The organism is Mesomycoplasma ovipneumoniae (assembly GCF_033343935.1).
In the GTDB taxonomy this organism is placed as follows: Bacteria; Bacillota_I; Bacilli_A; order Mycoplasmatales; family Metamycoplasmataceae; genus Mesomycoplasma; species Mesomycoplasma ovipneumoniae_G.
Genome location: NZ_JAWPGQ010000017.1, coordinates 1 through 17,514 on the forward strand (window position 1 = coordinate 1; position 17,514 = coordinate 17,514).

Genomic DNA, 17,514 nt, shown 5'->3' on the forward strand with positions numbered 1-17,514 from the left:
TTCAAAAACACCGTCTAAAGTTTTACTCTAATAAGAAATTGTACAGCACAAAAACGTTTAATTTTATATCAGTGGTCGATAAAATGTTTTACTCTAATAAGAAATTGTACAGCACAAAAACTTCGTCGTCAAAAATTCATTCGAGTTTATTGTTTTACTCTAATAAGAAATTGTACAGCACAAAAACTCAAGTCTTATCGCGAATGTTCAATGTTTTGTTTTACTCTAATAAGAAATTGTACAGCACAAAAACACTAAAAATTGCCTTTTGTCTTGCTTTTAAGTTTTACTCTAATAAGAAATTGTACAGCACAAAAACATTGTTCCTTTTTTATATTTTGGAAAATGCGTTTTACTCTAATAAGAAATTGTACAGCACAAAAACCATAATATTCTTTGCCATTTCATTCTAAAAGTTTTACTCTAATAAGAAATTGTACAGCACAAAAACTTGTAAAAAGGGTAAGATAAAAGCGAATAAGTTTTACTCTAATAAGAAATTGTACAGCACAAAAACTCATTGTTCAACTCTATTTATATTATACCAGTTTTACTCTAATAAGAAATTGTACAGCACAAAAACTGTTTTTGTATTTTTCTTTTTCATATTATAAGTTTTACTCTAATAAGAAATTGTACAGCACAAAAACCTGTTGCTTGTAAAGAAGTTTATAAACAGAGTTTTACTCTAATAAGAAATTGTACAGCACAAAAACTGCTTCTTTTAATAAAGGTCATGTTTTTAAGTTTTACTCTAATAAGAAATTGTACAGCACAAAAACAAGTAGTGTTGACCCGTCAAACATGGTTCTGTTTTACTCTAATAAGAAATTGTACAGCACAAAAACACTTGAAATTTACACCAAAGACATTTTTTGGTTTTACTCTAATAAGAAATTGTACAGCACAAAAACTTTTCATGTTGTATTTTCTTCATTTTTTTAGTTTTACTCTAATAAGAAATTGTACAGCACAAAAACAATTTTACTTCACATATTTTGTGAAGTTTCGTTTTACTCTAATAAGAAATTGTACAGCACAAAAACTTTGGGTATAAAACACAATCAACAGCATTTGTTTTACTCTAATAAGAAATTGTACAGCACAAAAACTAAATCTTTTGACTGCTCAACTATTTCTTTTGTTTTACTCTAATAAGAAATTGTACAGCACAAAAACACTGTTGTATTTGTTCTTTTAACTGTTTATGTTTTACTCTAATAAGAAATTGTACAGCACAAAAACGAATTAGAGAACCATTTTTTAAGGTATCTAGTTTTACTCTAATAAGAAATTGTACAGCACAAAAACTATAATATTAATAATAATAGTGAAAGGATTAGTTTTACTCTAATAAGAAATTGTACAGCACAAAAACTCTTTATTGAAAATAACCCCAGGGTACAATGTTTTACTCTAATAAGAAATTGTACAGCACAAAAACAGGGCGATTATAGGTATGTTATTTATTAAAGTTTTACTCTAATAAGAAATTGTACAGCACAAAAACGGTAAGGGTATTTAAAATCAAATATTTTAAGTTTTACTCTAATAAGAAATTGTACAGCACAAAAACACTGTTGTATTTGTTCTTTTAACTGTTTATGTTTTACTCTAATAAGAAATTGTACAGCACAAAAACGAATTAGAGAACCATTTTTTAAGGTATCTAGTTTTACTCTAATAAGAAATTGTACAGCACAAAAACTATAATATTAATAATAATAGTGAAAGGATTAGTTTTACTCTAATAAGAAATTGTACAGCACAAAAACTCTTTATTGAAAATAACCCCAGGGTACAATGTTTTACTCTAATAAGAAATTGTACAGCACAAAAACTTTGCCATTTTCAATAATTCTACTATAAGTGTTTTACTCTAATAAGAAATTGTACAGCACAAAAACTATTTTCTATTTGACTAAAAGTAGGTTTTCGTTTTACTCTAATAAGAAATTGTACAGCACAAAAACACATTCTCTTCGTTATAAATTGCATTTAAAGTTTTACTCTAATAAGAAATTGTACAGCACAAAAACTAATCTCCTGGAATTGTAAATTGTTGAGTTGTTTTACTCTAATAAGAAATTGTACAGCACAAAAACTGAATTGGTAGGGAATTTGGAAGTCTTAGAGTTTTACTCTAATAAGAAATTGTACAGCACAAAAACAAAAGGTATGGAACTAAAAAGAACCCGTCAGTTTTACTCTAATAAGAAATTGTACAGCACAAAAACGAATTGCTAAGATATTTTAGATAGTCAGGAGTTTTACTCTAATAAGAAATTGTACAGCACAAAAACCTCATTTCAAAGAAAAAAACTGATTTTCTTTGTTTTTTTCTCAAAAAACCAGTTGTTTTTGAGGTTTTTTATTCAAAAAATGTTCTTTTGATGATGTTAATGTGAAAACGAAACTCGTTTTTTCCATTTAAATCTGAAAATAGAGGTTCATTTTCTAGAATTTCCTTATTTTTATGATTTTCAAAATAGCTTATAATTGGTAATGGTGTTTTGATATCAATAATTGTTTTATTTTTATAAAAGCCAACAAGCTCGAGTTGGTCATATTTATTTATATATTTAGTAAAATCAGTAGTTAAAATTATAAATTTTGTGTTTGTAAATTGTAATAGATCAATTAAGTTAATAAATTCTAAATCTTTGAAAATAACTAAAGGATCAGGCTTGTTTGCGAAAAGAATTTCCATTATTTTTGCAAAATTATTTTTTGAAAGTAGAATATTTGGATTAATTTCAAATAGAGCTTTCAATAATTTAGTATTATCAATTTGATATTCAAGTAGTTCAAAACCTAATAAAGTATTAATTTTATCAATTATGGACAGAATTTCTTGATTATTAAAAAAATTGCTATTTTGCCACATTTTGTCTTGAATAATTTGGTTACCTAATCAATTTTTCGGACTTAAACTAAGAAAATCAGTGATTTTATTCAGATAACTGAAAATACTAATATCTTTAATTGAATAAAGTTTTCCATCAAAATCAATCGATTGAACACCTTTTGATTGCTCATATTCAAAAAGGTCGTGTAAAAAAAGGTCAATATTTTCGCATTCAATAATTTTAATATTTTCCTTAAATTCAATTAGATTTGCTTTATTATTAAAAAAATTTAACATTATAATTTTATATACTCCTGTTCAAAATTGATAATTTCGTTTTTAGATTTTGAACCACTTAAAATTTCCATATTTTGGTACTGTTGTTCGGTTAAAAGTAAAATACGAACATTTGAATTTTTGGGAATAATATTAATAATTTTTTTGCGTTCTGATTGATAAATTGTGTGCACAGGAATTATTTTGGCATAAATTGAATATTGAATCCGAATGTAGCCCAGTTTTAAAAGATTTTTAACAAACTTATTGTATTCAGGATTTTGTTGTTCATTTTCTGAATAGATATCATACATTAATAAAATTCGCATTTCTCTTGTGTTTACCTCAATTATGTTAGCTTGCATTTTTGTTTAACTCTAAAATTTCATTGATTTCAGCATCGATAAATTTTTTAAAACGAATCTTCTTATTTTTATAAGTAATATATTTATTAAAAGATGTGAATAAATCTTCTTTGAATTCTTGGAATAAAAAAAATTTCTTGTTAATATGGTTAAAAACGATTTTGTCAATTCAAAAACGATAAGGTTCCATCAAATCACAAGCCAAAGGAAAATTATTATTAAAACTTTTATGATACAGACCGAGTCGATTATCCATTCCTTTAGCACAAATAGCTCTGGCAACATAACTAAGTAAAACAGTGTAGCCATAATTTAAAAGACTATTAATACGATCTTCGCCTTTTTGGTCGCGAATAAAATTTTCACCAAAAAGATGCTTGAAATATAATTTAGCCACGTGACCTTCGCGATTTGTGATATCATGGTCTTCAACTTGGTCAATATAAGAAGTCATTTTCTCTTCAACTTCAGTGTTAATAAGATTTTTCTCGACTAAAGTATCGAGTGATCTTTGAATTTTTAGGCGAATAATTTTTTTCCAAGTTTTACCTTTGTATTCGAGAGACCATTTAATTTGTTCTTGAAAAACTTTATTATTGTAGTAGCCACTGTAGGGAATTATTAGCGAATTTGGTAAATGATTTTTGCAAATAATTATATTGACTTTCTTTTCAACAAGTTCATTGATTAGTGGGATTGTAATAGTTGCTCGGTCATTTTCAAAAATAATAACTTCTACTGTGTCAATTGGAATTACAAATTTTTCAATATCACGTTTAATAACGATATTGTCAAGGAAAAGCTTAATGTAGTCTGATTCGTTAATTTCAATAATTTTTTTCATTTTGCAAAATAATTTTAATTTTAAAATATTAATTATACAATAAAATTTATTAATATGGTTATTAAAGTTGATTTTTGCCCAAAAAATTTTTTTATTTTTTTTGATAATTTTCATCAAAACAGATTTATCTTGAAACACAAAATATTTAATGTTCCCTAAAAACTAGCTGTCTGAATTTTTTCTACAATTTATATAGTATTACCTATTATATTTTTTTAAAATTTTAACTTTTTTATATAAAAATAAAAAAACCGCCTTGCGGCGGCAGTTGCGGCACTATATAAAATAGGCCTTATTTTTGTGCGACAATTTCTTATTAGAGTAAAGCATAAATTATTATGCATTGTTAATTATACAGCAAATTTAAATTTTTTATTAAAAAAAATAAAAAAAATTCCTTGAACTTAAATTAATACGGTAATTTAGGTGTTTTTAGTTATTTTTGTTTTTGATTTCAATTTAAATCTTACAAAATTTAGGCTTGAAACTGCTAGTTTTTGACAGTCAGAAGCTAATTGTTTTTAATATTAATTGATTACTTAGTAAAACAACATAAAAAATTCAAACGATTATTTGCGAATATATTAGGTTATAGTTATAAAATGTCGTTACATTTTTTAAAATTTTAACTTCTTTATATAAAAATAAAAAAACCGCCTTGCGGCGGCAGTTGCGGCACTATATAAAATAGGCCTTATTTTTGTGCGACAATTTCTTATTAGAGTAAAACGTAAGTTATTGTGCATAGTTAATTATACAACAAATTTAAAATTTTTATTAAAAAAAGAAAAAAAATTAATTGAACTTAAATTAATACGTAATTTAGATGTTTTTTGTTATTTTTGTTTTTGCCTTCAAGTTTAAATCTTACAAAATTTAGGTCTAATCGTTGACTTGGTGAGTGAAAGATTTAAAACAATTTGTGTTCAACCGATATTTTATCAAACATTATTTTACTTAAATTTACCCTTTTTATATTATAATTTAATATTTAGTATCATGTATGACCATAAATTAATAGAAAAAAAATGACAAAACTATTGGCAAAAAAATAACGTTTTTCAAACGAGTGAATCTTCAGACAAAAAAATCTATATTTTAGATATGTTTCCTTATCCATCGGCAGCCGGATTGCATCTAGGCCATCCAATTGGATATACAGCATCAGATATAATTGCAAGATTTAAACGCCTTAATGGTTTTGATGTTCTTCACCCGATGGGTTGAGATGCTTTTGGTCTTCCGGCTGAACAATATGCAATTCAAACGGGCAACCATCCTGCAGATTTTACTAAAAAGAACATTGAAAATTTTAAGGAGCAAATAAATTCCTTTGGTTTTTCATATGATTGAAGCAAAGAAATTAACACAAGTGATCCAAAATTTTATGAACAAACCCAGTGAATTTTTAAACTTTTGTATAAGGTTGGTCTAGCTGAAATTCGTCAGACACAAGTAAATTGATGTCCAAAATTAGGCACAGTTTTAGCAAATGAAGAAATAAGTCGTGACAAAGACGGAAATTTAGTAAGTGAACGAGGTAGTTTTCCTGTTGAAATTAAAAAAATGGATCAGTGGGTGCTAAAAATCACTGAATATGCCCAAAAATTGCTTGATGGACTTGAGAGTATAAATTTCCCTGACTCATTAAAGTTACTCCAACAAAAATGAATCGGCAAGTCTCAGGGCGTTATTCTTAAGTTTTACTTTGAAAACAGTCAAGATTTTATTGAAATATTTACAACCAAAATCGAGACTATTTATGGTGTTAGTTTTTTAGCTATTTCACCTTTGCATGATTTTGCAACAAATCTTGTAAAAAAAGATGCTAAAATTAGCGACTTTATTGAAAAAAACAGTTTTTCTAGTCCCAAACTTCAAAGTCAAATTTCTGGTATATTTACTAATTTATACATGATTCACCCTTTAAATTCTAAAAAAATTCCGCTTTATATTGCAAATTATGTGCTAAATGACTACGGAACCTCGGCAATTATGGGAGTTCCAGCCCATAATTTAAATGACTTAGAATTTGCTAAAATTTTTGCAATTGACTATTCAGAAGTCATAAATGATAAAAATCTGCTTATAAATTCAGCAGAATTTAACAATTTTGAAGTTGAAAAAGCTTCAAAATTAATTTTTGAAAAATTAGAAAAATTAGGGCTGGCAAAAAAAAGTATTTCTTATAAAATTAAGGACTGAGTTTTTTCAAGACAAAGATATTGAGGAGAGCCTTTTCCTATTTATTTTGACCAAGATGGCAAAATTTATCTTGAAGAAAAAATTGTCGAATTGCCACATTTAGAAAAAATTGTTCCCTCAGGTGATGGTCAGTCGCCACTTGCTTTACAAAAAGACTGAGTTTTTTTTGAAAAAAACGGTAAAATCTACCGCCGCGAAACCAACACAATGCCCCAATGAGCCGGAAGTTCGTGGTATTATCTTGCTTATATTTTAAAACAAAAAGATGGTACATATTTAAAATTAGACTCAAAAGAAGGTTATAAAAAACTGCAAAAGTGACTTCCAGTTGACATTTATATCGGCGGACAAGAACATGCTGTTGGCCATTTGCTTTATTCGCGTTTTTGACATAAAGTTTTATTTGAAGCTGGAATTGTTCCAAATTTTGAGCCTTTTGATAGAGTTATTCACCAAGGAATGTTACTCGGACCTGACGGGCAAAAAATGTCGAAATCTAAGGGGAATATTATAAATCCTTACACAGTTTTGGATAAATATGGCGCTGATAGTGTTCGAATTTTTCTAATGTTTATGGGTCCAATTAATGAAAATCGTGCCTGGGATGAAAAAGGTGCAAATTCAATTTATGCTTGAATTCAAAGGGTTATTAGAATTATTTTAAAAGATTACAAAATTGATCCTGAGCTCGAAAAAGACTCTGAATTTAGCTACTTTTATAATAATTTTGTCTTTGAAATTACTAATTTAGTCCAGGATTTTAAGTTTAATGTGGCTATTTCTAAATTAATGGTGTATATTAATTTTTTAAGTAAGCTTGATTCAATACCGTCAAAAAAATATCTTGTTGATTTTTTAGTAATTTTGTCAATTTTTGCACCTCATATTTCAGAGGAATTACTTGAAAAATTAGAACAAAAACCGCTTCATTTTCACAGCTGGCCTGAGTTTGACAAGGCTAAAATTGTAAAAAATACTTATAATTTACCTGTTTCAATAAACGGTAAAACTAGAGCAATTCTCGAATTAAATGACAACCAAAGTCAAGATCAAATTATCGAAATTGCCAAAAAACACTATAAAATACAGCATTTTTTAGAAAATCAGTCAATAGTTAAGACAATTTTTGTACCTAAAAAAATCTTAAATTTCATTGTAAAAAAATAAGCACTCATGAAAAAATTTCTTTTCCCGTTTTCAATTTCATTTATAAGCTTTTTACTTGAAATTACAACTTTATTATTAAAAGTTATTTTTAATGACGCTTTTGATTTTTACCTTTTTTTCACGTTAGCTGTCGGAATTTTCATAATTTTCATAATTTCGCTAATAGTTGGAATTGTTGTTTTTTACCAATTTATAATTAAGCAAAATCACTTTTATTACCAAAAATTTGACCTAATTAACGAGGAAAATAATATTGGAATTATCAATTTATCTTCAACTTATAAAATTACAAAAGTTTCAAAATATGTCAAAGATTTATACCCAGAAAGACTTGTAAATCGCGATATTTTTTATCTTTTTCCCCAGTATAAAAAGGTTGAAGATATTCCACCAAAATTTGAGATAAAAAGGGGAAATAACTGATTTGAAATTAATTATAATAAATTTGCATATTGAATTTCTTATCGTGATATCACACTTTTTAAGTCAATTTCGCAAGGTTATGAAAATAATTCGCTTGTTTTTGCAGAGGTTGAGGTTGATAATTTTGTCTCAACTAATTTTCGCAGTAGCGATCAAGACTACCCTAAAATCAAAATTTTTATTAATGATTTTTTTGAAAAATTGTCACAAAAATATAAATTTTTGTACAAAGAATATGCAGATGGCCGGATTATGTTAGTTTTACATTATGAGACATTTGTGCTTTGACAAAAAAATCATTTTTACATTTTTCGCGACGAGAGCACTAAAATTGATGATACAACCGAAGTCTGATTTTCAGTCGGCTTTGGATTTGGCACAACAAATTTAGTGGAAGTAAAAAGGCTAGCAAATGAGGCCTTAATTTTTTCAAAAACCCGTGGTGGAAATCAAGTTTCAATTTATCCTTATGGAAAAAGACCTTTTTCTTATGGTTCTTATAGTGAATCTCTTAGCCTCCATTCGCTTGTTAGACTTAGAAGAATTGCGCGTCTTTTAGTTGAAAAACTCGAAAAAATTGATAATATAATAATTTATGGGCACATTAATTCTGACTTAGATTCATTTGGTTCTGGTTATGTTTTGGGTAATTTTTTAAAAAGATATGCTGAAGTTATTTATAAAAGAAAAATTAATTTTTATATCCAAAACCAGACTTTTGACACTACAACGACAAGATTTTTATCGCAAGCTGATTTTATCAAGAAAAATATTTTTATATCCCGTTCAGTTGCCTCGAAAATTACAATGGCCTCAAAAAATAACGATACTTGCCTTGCCATTTTAGTTGATGTCTCTGATGTTGAGCGAATTGAAAACAAAAAAGCTCTTGATCAAATCAATTTGGAAAATGTTTTTGTCTTTGACCATCACGGAATTAATTCCAAAATGCAAGGAATTTTGGAATTAATTCATGACTATATTGATGTCTCATCTTCATCAACATGTGAAATTATTACCCATTTAATTTTACTAACAATTCATTCAGATATAAGTATTGATCAGGAATGGGCCCAAATTTTGCTTAATGGTTTATATGTTGACTCGGCCCAGTTTAAAAAAACCGCCAGTGCTTCAACTTTTGCGGCCGTCTCAGCCCTTGTTCGTTGAGGTGCAAAGACTGCAAAAACAGGGGAATTTCTCAAACTTAATGAAAATGAGTCAAAAATTATTAAAGAAATTCTTGAAAATGTCACCGAAGTTAAGCCAGGTTTTTTTCTTGCAAGTCTTGATCGGGAAATTGAAACTGATTTAGTCTCGATTGCTTGTGAGCAAATTTTGTTAGTTAAAAATCGTCAAGCTGCCTTTGTTGTGGCAAAATTACCGCAACAAAAAAATTATAAAATGTCAGCTCGAGGTGTTGAAAATGTTAATGTTCAATATATAGCAGAGCAAGTTGGTGGGGGCGGAAATGTAACTTCAGCAGCTGCTTATTCAACAGTTGAGACTTTTTCTGAATTTGTTGAAAATATTAAACTTGCAATTCAAAGGAGAGAATATGAAAGTAATTCTACTTAAAGACACAAAAGACGGTCGTGCAAATACTGTTGTTGAGGTTTCAGCTGGTTATGCTAGCAATTATTTGTTTAAAAATAATTTGGCAGAACCTTTTAATCCAAGAACTGAAAAACTTTTAAATGAAAGGCTAAAAAAAATTGAAGCTGAAAAGGAAAATAAAAAAAATCAGGCCGTTCAACTAAAATCTCAAATTGAAAATACTGTTTTGTGATTTAAATTAAAAGGCACACTTGATTCAGTCCACGGAGCAATTTCGGCTAAAAAAATAAAAAAGGAGCTTGAGACCAAAGATATTTTTATTGACAAGCACTTAATTCAAACGCCAGGAATTTCCAATTTTGGAACAAGTTATGTTACTGTTAAATTAAGTCCTGAAATTAGTGCTACTTTAAAAATAAACGTTGTAAAAGATGAATAATTCGCGATATACTTCCCCTGATATTGAGTCCTTTATAATTTCTTTTTTGCTTTCAAATCCCAGAAAAATTATCAATTATATTGACGCAATTGACCCTAATGATTTTAGCGATCTAAGACTAGTTGAGATTGCAAAAGCAATTAAAACTGTGGTTGCTAGTGTTCCTGATCCTGAAGTTAATTTGATTATTGAAGAGCTGCAAAAAAATCAAAAACTGGAAAAAATAGGCGGAAAGTCTTTCATAATTTGACTTTATAATAATAATTTTTCTCTGCCTTCAGAAATTACTTCGCATCTTAGGATTGTCAGCGAGAAAAAAACTTTGCGTCAGCTCAAAAAAATCATTGAAGAATCAAGTCATGAACTAGACTTTGGAAAAAAAACTTCAATTGAAATTACAAGCCAAATTGTTGACAAAATTAATCTTTTGACTTTAGATAGCACCAAACAGTCTTTTTCTTCAATTTATGAAATTGCCCAAGAAATTTTTCAATTTATTACTGAACTTCGCACAAGTAAAAATCCTATTAAAGGAATTTCGACTGGTTATGATAATTTAGATGTTGTCACCTCTGGTTTTCAAAGGGGTGAACTTGTAATTTTGGCAGCTCGTCCGTCAGTTGGAAAAACAGCTTTTGCCCTTAATTTAGCTTGAAATGTTTGCAAAAGTGGAAAATCTGTGCTATTTTTTGCCCTTGAAATGTCAAACACAGACTTAGGAACACGGCTTTTATCACTTGTTTCAGGAATTGAGGCCAATAAATTCAAAACGCCGAAAAATTTACGCCCTGAAGATTTAATAAAAATTGAAAAAGCAATCTCAAAACGACTAAAAGAGGCAAAACTCACCATAAATGACTCAGGTTCGATCAATATTGACGACATTTTTTGAGAAGTTCAAAAACGCTATCGCAACAATACCAAATATGATCTGATTATTTTTGACTATTTGCAACTAATAAATTCAAGTGCAAATAATCAAAATTACAACCGTCAAGTCGAGGTTTCAATTATTTCCCGAAAATTAAAACAACTAGCTCGAGCAGTTAATACGCCAATTATTGCACTGTCACAACTTTCAAGAAATGTTGAACGAAGAGAAGATAAAACTCCTTTACTTTCAGATTTGCGTGAATCTGGAGCAATTGAGCAAGATGCTGACCTTGTTGCTTTTTTACACCGGGACAACTATTATAATAAAAGAGAAGATGATCAGTCTAATTTTGACAGTGGACCAAATACAAAATTAATTATCGCAAAACACAGAAATGGTCCAACTGGAACGCTATTTTTTAATTTTTTGCCTGAAATCGGTCAGTTTATTGCTGCCCTTGATTTTAATGTTGCAAACAAAAATAAAAATGATATAAATTTAGGATTAGAGGACTAATGCCGGGTTATTTTATTGCTTTAGGAATTGTTTTATTATTTTTATTTTTAATTTCGGCCATTTTTTCAGCAAGTGAAACCGTTTTTACCGCCACAAGTCGGGCAAAAGTTGATGAAAATATTTCTGATTCTTTTTGGGGAAAAAAGCAAATTCTTAAATATTATGACAATTATGAAAAAACTCTGACAATTATACTAATTTGAAACAATATTGTCAACATCGGAATTTCTATTATAATTTCGGCACTTTTTTCCAATCTAGCAATTAATGAGTCTTTGCAAATTTTAATTTCAATAGCAGCAACAACTCCGCCGTTAATAATTTTTGGCGAAATTTACCCTAAAATTTTTGGTCGAAAAAAACCAATTTTATTCTTAAAAGCTTTTTGATTTTTTATTACTTTTTTTTACTATTTTTTATTTCCACTAGCGGCTTTAATGACAAAATTTGTCAAAAAAATCAATGTAACAAATACCGAAAATGAACTAAAAAAAATAATTTTACAAGCCCACCAAGAAGATGTTCTTGAAAAAGACGAGTCTGATTTGGCAATTAGAGCACTTGAATTTGACTCTTTTACAACCGCCAAACATTTTACCAAACTTGAAGATGTTGTCTTTGTAAAATATGAAGATAGTCTTGAATCCATCAAAGAAGTAATAATTGACTCAAATTTTTCTCGAATTCCTGTTTGAAAAGACGACAATTTTGTTGGAATTTTACTTTCAAAAGACATTTTGCACCTTGATAAATTTGATATTAATGACCATATAATAAAAACGCCGCTTCTTCTTTCGACATCTTTGATTAAAACAAATTATGAGATTTTGAAAAAATCAAAATCTCATTTAGGATTTGTAGTTGAGTCAAACAAATCGCAAAAAATAGTTGGAATTCTTACTTTTGAAGATATTCTCGAGTGTCTTTTGGGTCCAATTTATGATGAGTATGACTATCGCGATGACCTTGATTTTTACCAAATTAGTCCAAATCAAATTACAACAAAAGCTGAAACTTCTATTTTGACAATTAACAAAATTTTAGCGGTCAATCTTCCTGTTAATTTTAAAAATTTAAATCAGTGACTCTTATCCCAAAGTTCGAAAAAAAAGCTAGTTTTAGGGGCAAAATTCTATTTTGACTGGCCAACATACAAACTTGAATTTGAAATTATTGACAAAAGCGCAAATACAATCGAGCTAAAAATAACCAAAAATGAAGTCCAACAAAAAAGCTAATTTTCGCGAACTAAAAATAGACCTAAATGGTCAAAAATATCCTATTTTTGTTGAATTCAGGCCTAAAAGTTCGCGCCTGATAGTTAAATTAGTTGATGACTATATTTTGGTTCAGACCGGACTTGTCCTAAGTGACGAAGTTTTAATCAGGAGCGTCAGAAATTCAAAATATTTTAATAAAATTATAAATATTTTACCCTTAAGGCAAGTACTGCATTTTTCTGAATCTTTTTTTTACCTTTTTGGTAAAAAAAATTATTTTAGCATAATAAAAACAAAAAATAAACTTTATTTGCAAAGTCAGTTTGCTATTTTTTCCTTAGGTCGGCCAAAAAATATTGAAGCTAAAATTGAAAAACTGTTAATGAAACATTTTGAAGACTATTTGATTCAGCGAACAAAATTTTGAACCAAAACCTTAGAAGTCCCTGATTATATAGTTAAACTATCACGAAAAAATACATCATGAGGCACCAATTATTATCGTCAAAAAATTCATTATAGCAAATATTTATTTGCATTTTCAAAGGAAATTATCGATTATGTAATTGTTCATGAGGTAGTTCACCATTTTTTTCGCAACCACGGCAAGCTTTTTTGGGAAAAAATTGGTAAAATTATACCTAATTACACAGATTTAGTTAAAAAATTAACAAATTATGAGCTCAACTAAAAGTAATTTGAATGTTTATCTTTGCGGTCCTACGGTTTATAATCACGTTCATGTCGGCAATTTAAGGTCGGTAATTGTGTTTGATTTTTTAGTTTCTGTCTGAAAATATTTTGGCAAAAAAGTTAATTTTGTCCAAAATATCACCGATATTGACGACAAAATTATCGAAAAAGCTATGGAATTAGGGCTTACTGAAGCTGAACTGAGTCAAAAATACATTCTTGAATATTTTAGCGTTCTTGAAACATTTAACATTAAAAAACCGGACAAAATAATAAAAGTAACGCAAATTCTTGACAAAATTATCGACTATATTAGTGAGTTAAAACATAAAAATTTTACTTATTTTAATCAAAACGGCGACCTTGTTTTTGATGCAAGTAAAATTGCAAATTACGGTGTAATTTCTCAACAAAAAGTCCACAATTTGTATCAAAAAGATCGTCAAACTAAATCTGTAAATGATTTTGTTTTGTGAAAAAAAACAAAAAAAGGTGTACTTTTTGACTCACCTTTTGGCCTAGGCAGACCTGGATGACACACTGAGTGCTCGGCAATTATTTATAATCATTTTGAGAAAAATTCAGTGGATATTCACGGAGGTGGTGTTGATTTGATTTTTCCGCATCATGAAAATGAAAATGCCCAACATTTTGCACTAACAAATCAGCCAATTTCAAAAAAATGAATTCGTGTTGGCTTTGTAAATTTTAACGGTAAAAAAATGTCTAAATCAATCGGAAATATAATTTTTGCAAAAGAATTTGCCAAAAAATATGATCCAGATGTTCTTCGTAGCATTTTTTTGTCAATAAATCCTAGTGTCCCGATTAATTTAACAGATGAATTAATCCAAAATCACCAAAAATTAATAACAAAATACAAAAAAATTTATTTTGATTGAATTCTGAATCCTAAAGAAATTGAAAAAAACCTTGTTGAGCAAATTTTATCACTCATTCAAGAGCAAAAATTTTCTAATGCTATTTTTTTAATCTCTAACCTAGCAAAACAAAAAAAGAATTCAGAAATTGTCTTTATATTCAAATTACTAAGATTTAGCTTTGCAAACAAAGAAATTAACTCTGAAGATCAAGAAAATATTCAAATTTGAAAAAAACTTCTTGAACAAAAAAAATATGAAGAAGCTGATAAATATCGCGAAAAATTATGAAAAAGGTTCATTTTTTCATAATTTTTTCCGCGTTTCATACGAAAGTGAAAAAATATGCTTAAATATATCTGTGGCAAGAATTCGGTGATAGAAGCAATTAAAAATGGGTTTGTTTTTAAACAAATTTACTGTTTAAAACAGCCCGATAGTCCAATTTTTTCTAATCAAAAAGTACAAATAGTTAATAAGGATTTTTTAGATAAATTAGTTTCTGCAAACCACCAAGGTTTTGTTGGCGTTGTTGAAAACTTTAAATTTTTTGAAATTGATGTTTTAAACAAGGATAGGCCCGAAATTGTTTTAATTCTTGATCATATTCATGATCAAAATAATCTCGGTAACATTATTAGAACAGCAAATTGTTTTGGAATTAAGCATATAATTTTGCCCAAAAAGCGAGCAGCTAAACTAAATGAAACCACCTTCAAAGTTGCATCAGGTGGCTTTATTGGTATCAAATTTATTCTTGTAAATTCAATTGTAGCTGCAATTAATAAACTAAAAAAAATAGGTTTTTGAATTTATGCCACTGATTTAAGTGAAAAAAGTAAAAAAATTAATGAAATTCAGTTCAATTTTCCCTGTGCAGTTATAGTTGGCAATGAGGCTACCGGAATTAAAAAAAGTAGTTTGTATGCTAGTGATGAATCGTTTTTTATTCCGATGGAAGGTAAAATTGATTCACTAAACGTTACAGTTGCGACGGGAATTATACTTTTTTATCTAAAAAACAAACAAAAATAAACAACTATGAGGTTTTATTTACAAAATGTGATTAGATCGTAAGAAAAAAATAGCTAAAAACAAGAGATATTTTACCGTTTTAAACAAATATTCGCATATTTTATTAGCTTGCTCAAAACAAGTAATAAAAACTTTTGCCTTAACACCGATAACTTATCAAGACCTTTTTAATGCTTCAATTGACAAATTTGTACAGTTATATGAAGAATTTGACCCGAGTTTAGGTATCCCGCTTGAAAATTATTTGGTTCACAAAATTAAACTGTTTATGCTAGGATATGCAACTTCTTTTACCACAAAAAACTATCAAATAGCAAATTTTTCAGTTTCACTTGATGAATTGCCTGAAAATATTGAATTTGCTGTCGAAAGCGAGCTTCACAAACTAGAAATTCAAGATATTTACAACCGAATTACCGAATCTTTTGATGAACTTGAGATGGAAATGTTTGAAATGTTTTTTATTCAGGACATTCCAACTAACGTTATTGCTAAAAAAATTGGCATCACCACACAAAAGGTTAATGATTTTATTCGAGCTACAAGTAATAAATTAAGAAGTTTTTTCCTAAATTAATATATAATTATAGACTGTAATGTTAAATTTTTAGGATAATATGAAGAAAAAAATTAGTCTAAGCTGCTTTGTTTGTAAAAATCGGAACTATAAAACAAATAAATCGCTTCAAACTCGCCTTCAGATTAATAAATTTTGCAAAATATGTCGCAAATCTACTTTACACCAAGAGGAAAAATAATGTGAAAAAAACAAGCCAAAAATATTAAAATTGCCGATGAAGCAAAAAAAAGGAAAAAAAAATTTTTCTTTCGCCTTTTTATTAAAGAGATGAAAAGGGTTAAATGACCAACAAGTCGAGTCGCTTTTCAAAGTTTTGGGCAAACAATAATTTTTTCACTTATTTTTATGGCTGTTTTTTTCGCAATTACAATTATTGCCGCCTATATTTGAAATCAAGCCGGAGTAGGAATTTAGAAAGGAGCAAAAAATACTATGAAAATATACAAGTGATATATGATTTCAACTATTTCTTCAAAAGAAGATGTTGCAATTACTTTACTTAAAAACCGAATAAAATACGAAAATTTAGAAGAGCACTTTCAGGAAATAATAAAATTTGACGTCCCTTATTATGAGGAGAGCACAAACGGAAAAGCTGAAAAAAAGCTTAAATATCGCAATTTATATAAAGGCTACTTTTTTATCAAGATGAATATGGTTGATAAAGCCTGATTTGTCGTTAGAAATACTCAATATGTAACTGGACTTGTCGGTTCTCACGGTAGAGGAACTAAACCAACACCAATTTCAATACGACAATTTGCGCGAATGAAAGAAAATTGAAATCAAAAAATTCTTAGTTTTCAAGAAACTAATGATACTACTGCAATAACTTGACAAATTGGCGACTGGGCAAAAGTGACTCAAGGACCTTTTACCGGCGATATTGGTAAAGTTATCGAGATGAATGAGACTAAAACTTTAATAACAGTCGAACTTGAAAACGTTTTTGGGCGTAAGGCGCCTGCGACCTTTGAATATAAAAATTTAAAAAAGGTCAATAACTAAAATCTAAATTTTAGTGTCAAATTTTAAATATTTTTAAAATTTGACACTATCTATCAAGGCTAAAATTTTTCTTCTTAGTTAAAAAAACCATTCTAAAACAACTATTATTTTGTTTTTTGAAAAATCTGAAAAACTCCTTTCTGAAACAAAGTCTAACAAAAAATAGTCTTATTTTTAGTCAACAAATTAATTAAAATTTATAAATAAAAAAAGTCTTTTATTTTGGTAAAAGGCTTTTTTTATTAACTTTTTGAGATTTTCCCGAGTTTCCCATTTGATTGCAAAAATTACTTTTTAGTGAATGCAAATATGAAAAAATACCCGGATTTACGGGTATTTTTGAGGTTAAAATATTAATTTTTGTTATTTTAAAATTAAGCCTTTACAAAAAAAAAAAAAAAATGTTTGGTCTAAGAAAAAATTATGTTATAATAAACCTCACTTAAGAATAAATTAATAAATTAATAAATTATGATATTGAATTAAGGGGGACTTGATTATATTTTTTGTCTAAAAAAGTCAGACAGCGCGAATTATCCATTATATTTTTAAATATGATGGAATGCCTTAAATTTACCCGTTT

15 protein-coding genes and 1 CRISPR repeat array are annotated in these 17,514 nt (G+C 28.2%); of the genes, 12 read left to right on the forward strand and 3 right to left on the reverse strand.

Annotation, left to right across the window (positions count from 1 at the left end; all coding sequences use genetic code 4):
* Window positions 1-19 precede the first annotated feature (19 nt).
* A CRISPR array of direct repeats spans window positions 20-2,303; the repeat unit is 36 nt; unit sequence GTTTTACTCTAATAAGAAATTGTACAGCACAAAAAC.
* Between the two features lie 68 nt (window positions 2,304-2,371).
* Genes R7X45_RS03420 through cas1 form a run of 3 tightly spaced genes read right to left on the reverse strand, consistent with a single transcriptional unit; the run spans window position 2,372 to window position 4,333 of the window.
* Complete coding sequence (locus tag R7X45_RS03420; protein ID WP_318055909.1) at window positions 2,372-3,145, reverse strand: hypothetical protein; 774 nt, start codon at window positions 3,143-3,145, stop codon at window positions 2,372-2,374.
* The gene (gene cas2, locus R7X45_RS03425; protein WP_044284037.1) at window positions 3,145-3,489 is read right to left on the reverse strand and encodes a CRISPR-associated endonuclease Cas2; all 345 of its coding nucleotides are present in this window, start codon (window positions 3,487-3,489) and stop codon (window positions 3,145-3,147) included. Before cas2 ends, R7X45_RS03420 begins: the two co-directional genes overlap by 1 nt.
* On the reverse strand, window positions 3,479-4,333 hold the full coding sequence (gene cas1, locus R7X45_RS03430; protein ID WP_318055910.1) for a type II CRISPR-associated endonuclease Cas1: 855 nt from the start codon (window positions 4,331-4,333) through the stop codon (window positions 3,479-3,481). Before cas1 ends, cas2 begins: the two co-directional genes overlap by 11 nt.
* Window positions 4,334-5,332: 999 nt before the next feature.
* Between cas1 and leuS the strand changes: the two genes are divergently transcribed.
* From leuS to nusG, 12 genes are read left to right on the forward strand one after another with little or no spacing between them, the layout of a single operon-like run.
* Window positions 5,333-7,705: a leucine--tRNA ligase gene (gene leuS / locus R7X45_RS03435; RefSeq protein WP_318055911.1), complete on the forward strand. Its 2,373-nt coding sequence runs from the start codon at window positions 5,333-5,335 to the stop codon at window positions 7,703-7,705.
* 6 nt (window positions 7,706-7,711) lie between these two features.
* The gene (locus R7X45_RS03440; protein ID WP_318046608.1) at window positions 7,712-9,706 is read left to right on the forward strand and encodes a DHH family phosphoesterase; all 1,995 of its coding nucleotides are present in this window, start codon (window positions 7,712-7,714) and stop codon (window positions 9,704-9,706) included.
* Entirely contained in the window at window positions 9,687-10,124 is a 438-nt protein-coding gene (gene rplI, locus R7X45_RS03445; RefSeq protein ID WP_318055912.1) for a 50S ribosomal protein L9, read from the forward strand. Before R7X45_RS03440 ends, rplI begins: the two co-directional genes overlap by 20 nt.
* Window positions 10,117-11,514, forward strand: coding sequence for a replicative DNA helicase (dnaB, locus tag R7X45_RS03450; RefSeq protein WP_318055913.1), 1,398 nt, complete (start codon window positions 10,117-10,119; stop codon window positions 11,512-11,514). The genes rplI and dnaB overlap by 8 nt, the downstream gene beginning before the upstream one ends.
* Window positions 11,514-12,752 carry a CNNM domain-containing protein gene (locus R7X45_RS03455; protein WP_258824826.1) on the forward strand — a complete coding sequence of 413 codons (1,239 nt, stop codon included), beginning with the start codon at window positions 11,514-11,516 and terminating at the stop codon, window positions 12,750-12,752. The genes dnaB and R7X45_RS03455 overlap by 1 nt, the downstream gene beginning before the upstream one ends.
* Window positions 12,730-13,425, forward strand: a complete 696-nt coding sequence (locus tag R7X45_RS03460) for a YgjP-like metallopeptidase domain-containing protein (protein ID WP_318055914.1) — start codon at window positions 12,730-12,732, stop codon at window positions 13,423-13,425. Before R7X45_RS03455 ends, R7X45_RS03460 begins: the two co-directional genes overlap by 23 nt.
* Complete coding sequence (cysS, locus tag R7X45_RS03465) at window positions 13,412-14,620, forward strand: cysteine--tRNA ligase (protein ID WP_318055915.1); 1,209 nt, start codon at window positions 13,412-13,414, stop codon at window positions 14,618-14,620. Before R7X45_RS03460 ends, cysS begins: the two co-directional genes overlap by 14 nt.
* Window positions 14,621-14,653: 33 nt before the next feature.
* Entirely contained in the window at window positions 14,654-15,343 is a 690-nt protein-coding gene (rlmB, locus tag R7X45_RS03470; protein WP_303438866.1) for a 23S rRNA (guanosine(2251)-2'-O)-methyltransferase RlmB, read from the forward strand.
* A 25-nt stretch (window positions 15,344-15,368) separates the two neighbouring features.
* A complete protein-coding gene (locus tag R7X45_RS03475; RefSeq protein WP_044284027.1) occupies window positions 15,369-15,920 on the forward strand; it encodes a sigma-70 family RNA polymerase sigma factor in 552 nt (183 codons plus the stop codon).
* Window positions 15,921-15,960: 40 nt separating this feature from the next.
* Window positions 15,961-16,101: a 50S ribosomal protein L33 gene (gene rpmG, locus R7X45_RS03480; RefSeq protein ID WP_010320912.1), complete on the forward strand. Its 141-nt coding sequence runs from the start codon at window positions 15,961-15,963 to the stop codon at window positions 16,099-16,101.
* Complete coding sequence (secE, locus tag R7X45_RS03485) at window positions 16,101-16,337, forward strand: preprotein translocase subunit SecE (RefSeq protein ID WP_318055916.1); 237 nt, start codon at window positions 16,101-16,103, stop codon at window positions 16,335-16,337. The genes rpmG and secE overlap by 1 nt, the downstream gene beginning before the upstream one ends.
* An 18-nt stretch (window positions 16,338-16,355) precedes the next feature.
* Complete coding sequence (gene nusG / locus R7X45_RS03490) at window positions 16,356-16,931, forward strand: transcription termination/antitermination protein NusG (RefSeq protein WP_318055917.1); 576 nt, start codon at window positions 16,356-16,358, stop codon at window positions 16,929-16,931.
* The last annotated feature ends 583 nt before the right edge of the window (window positions 16,932-17,514 follow it).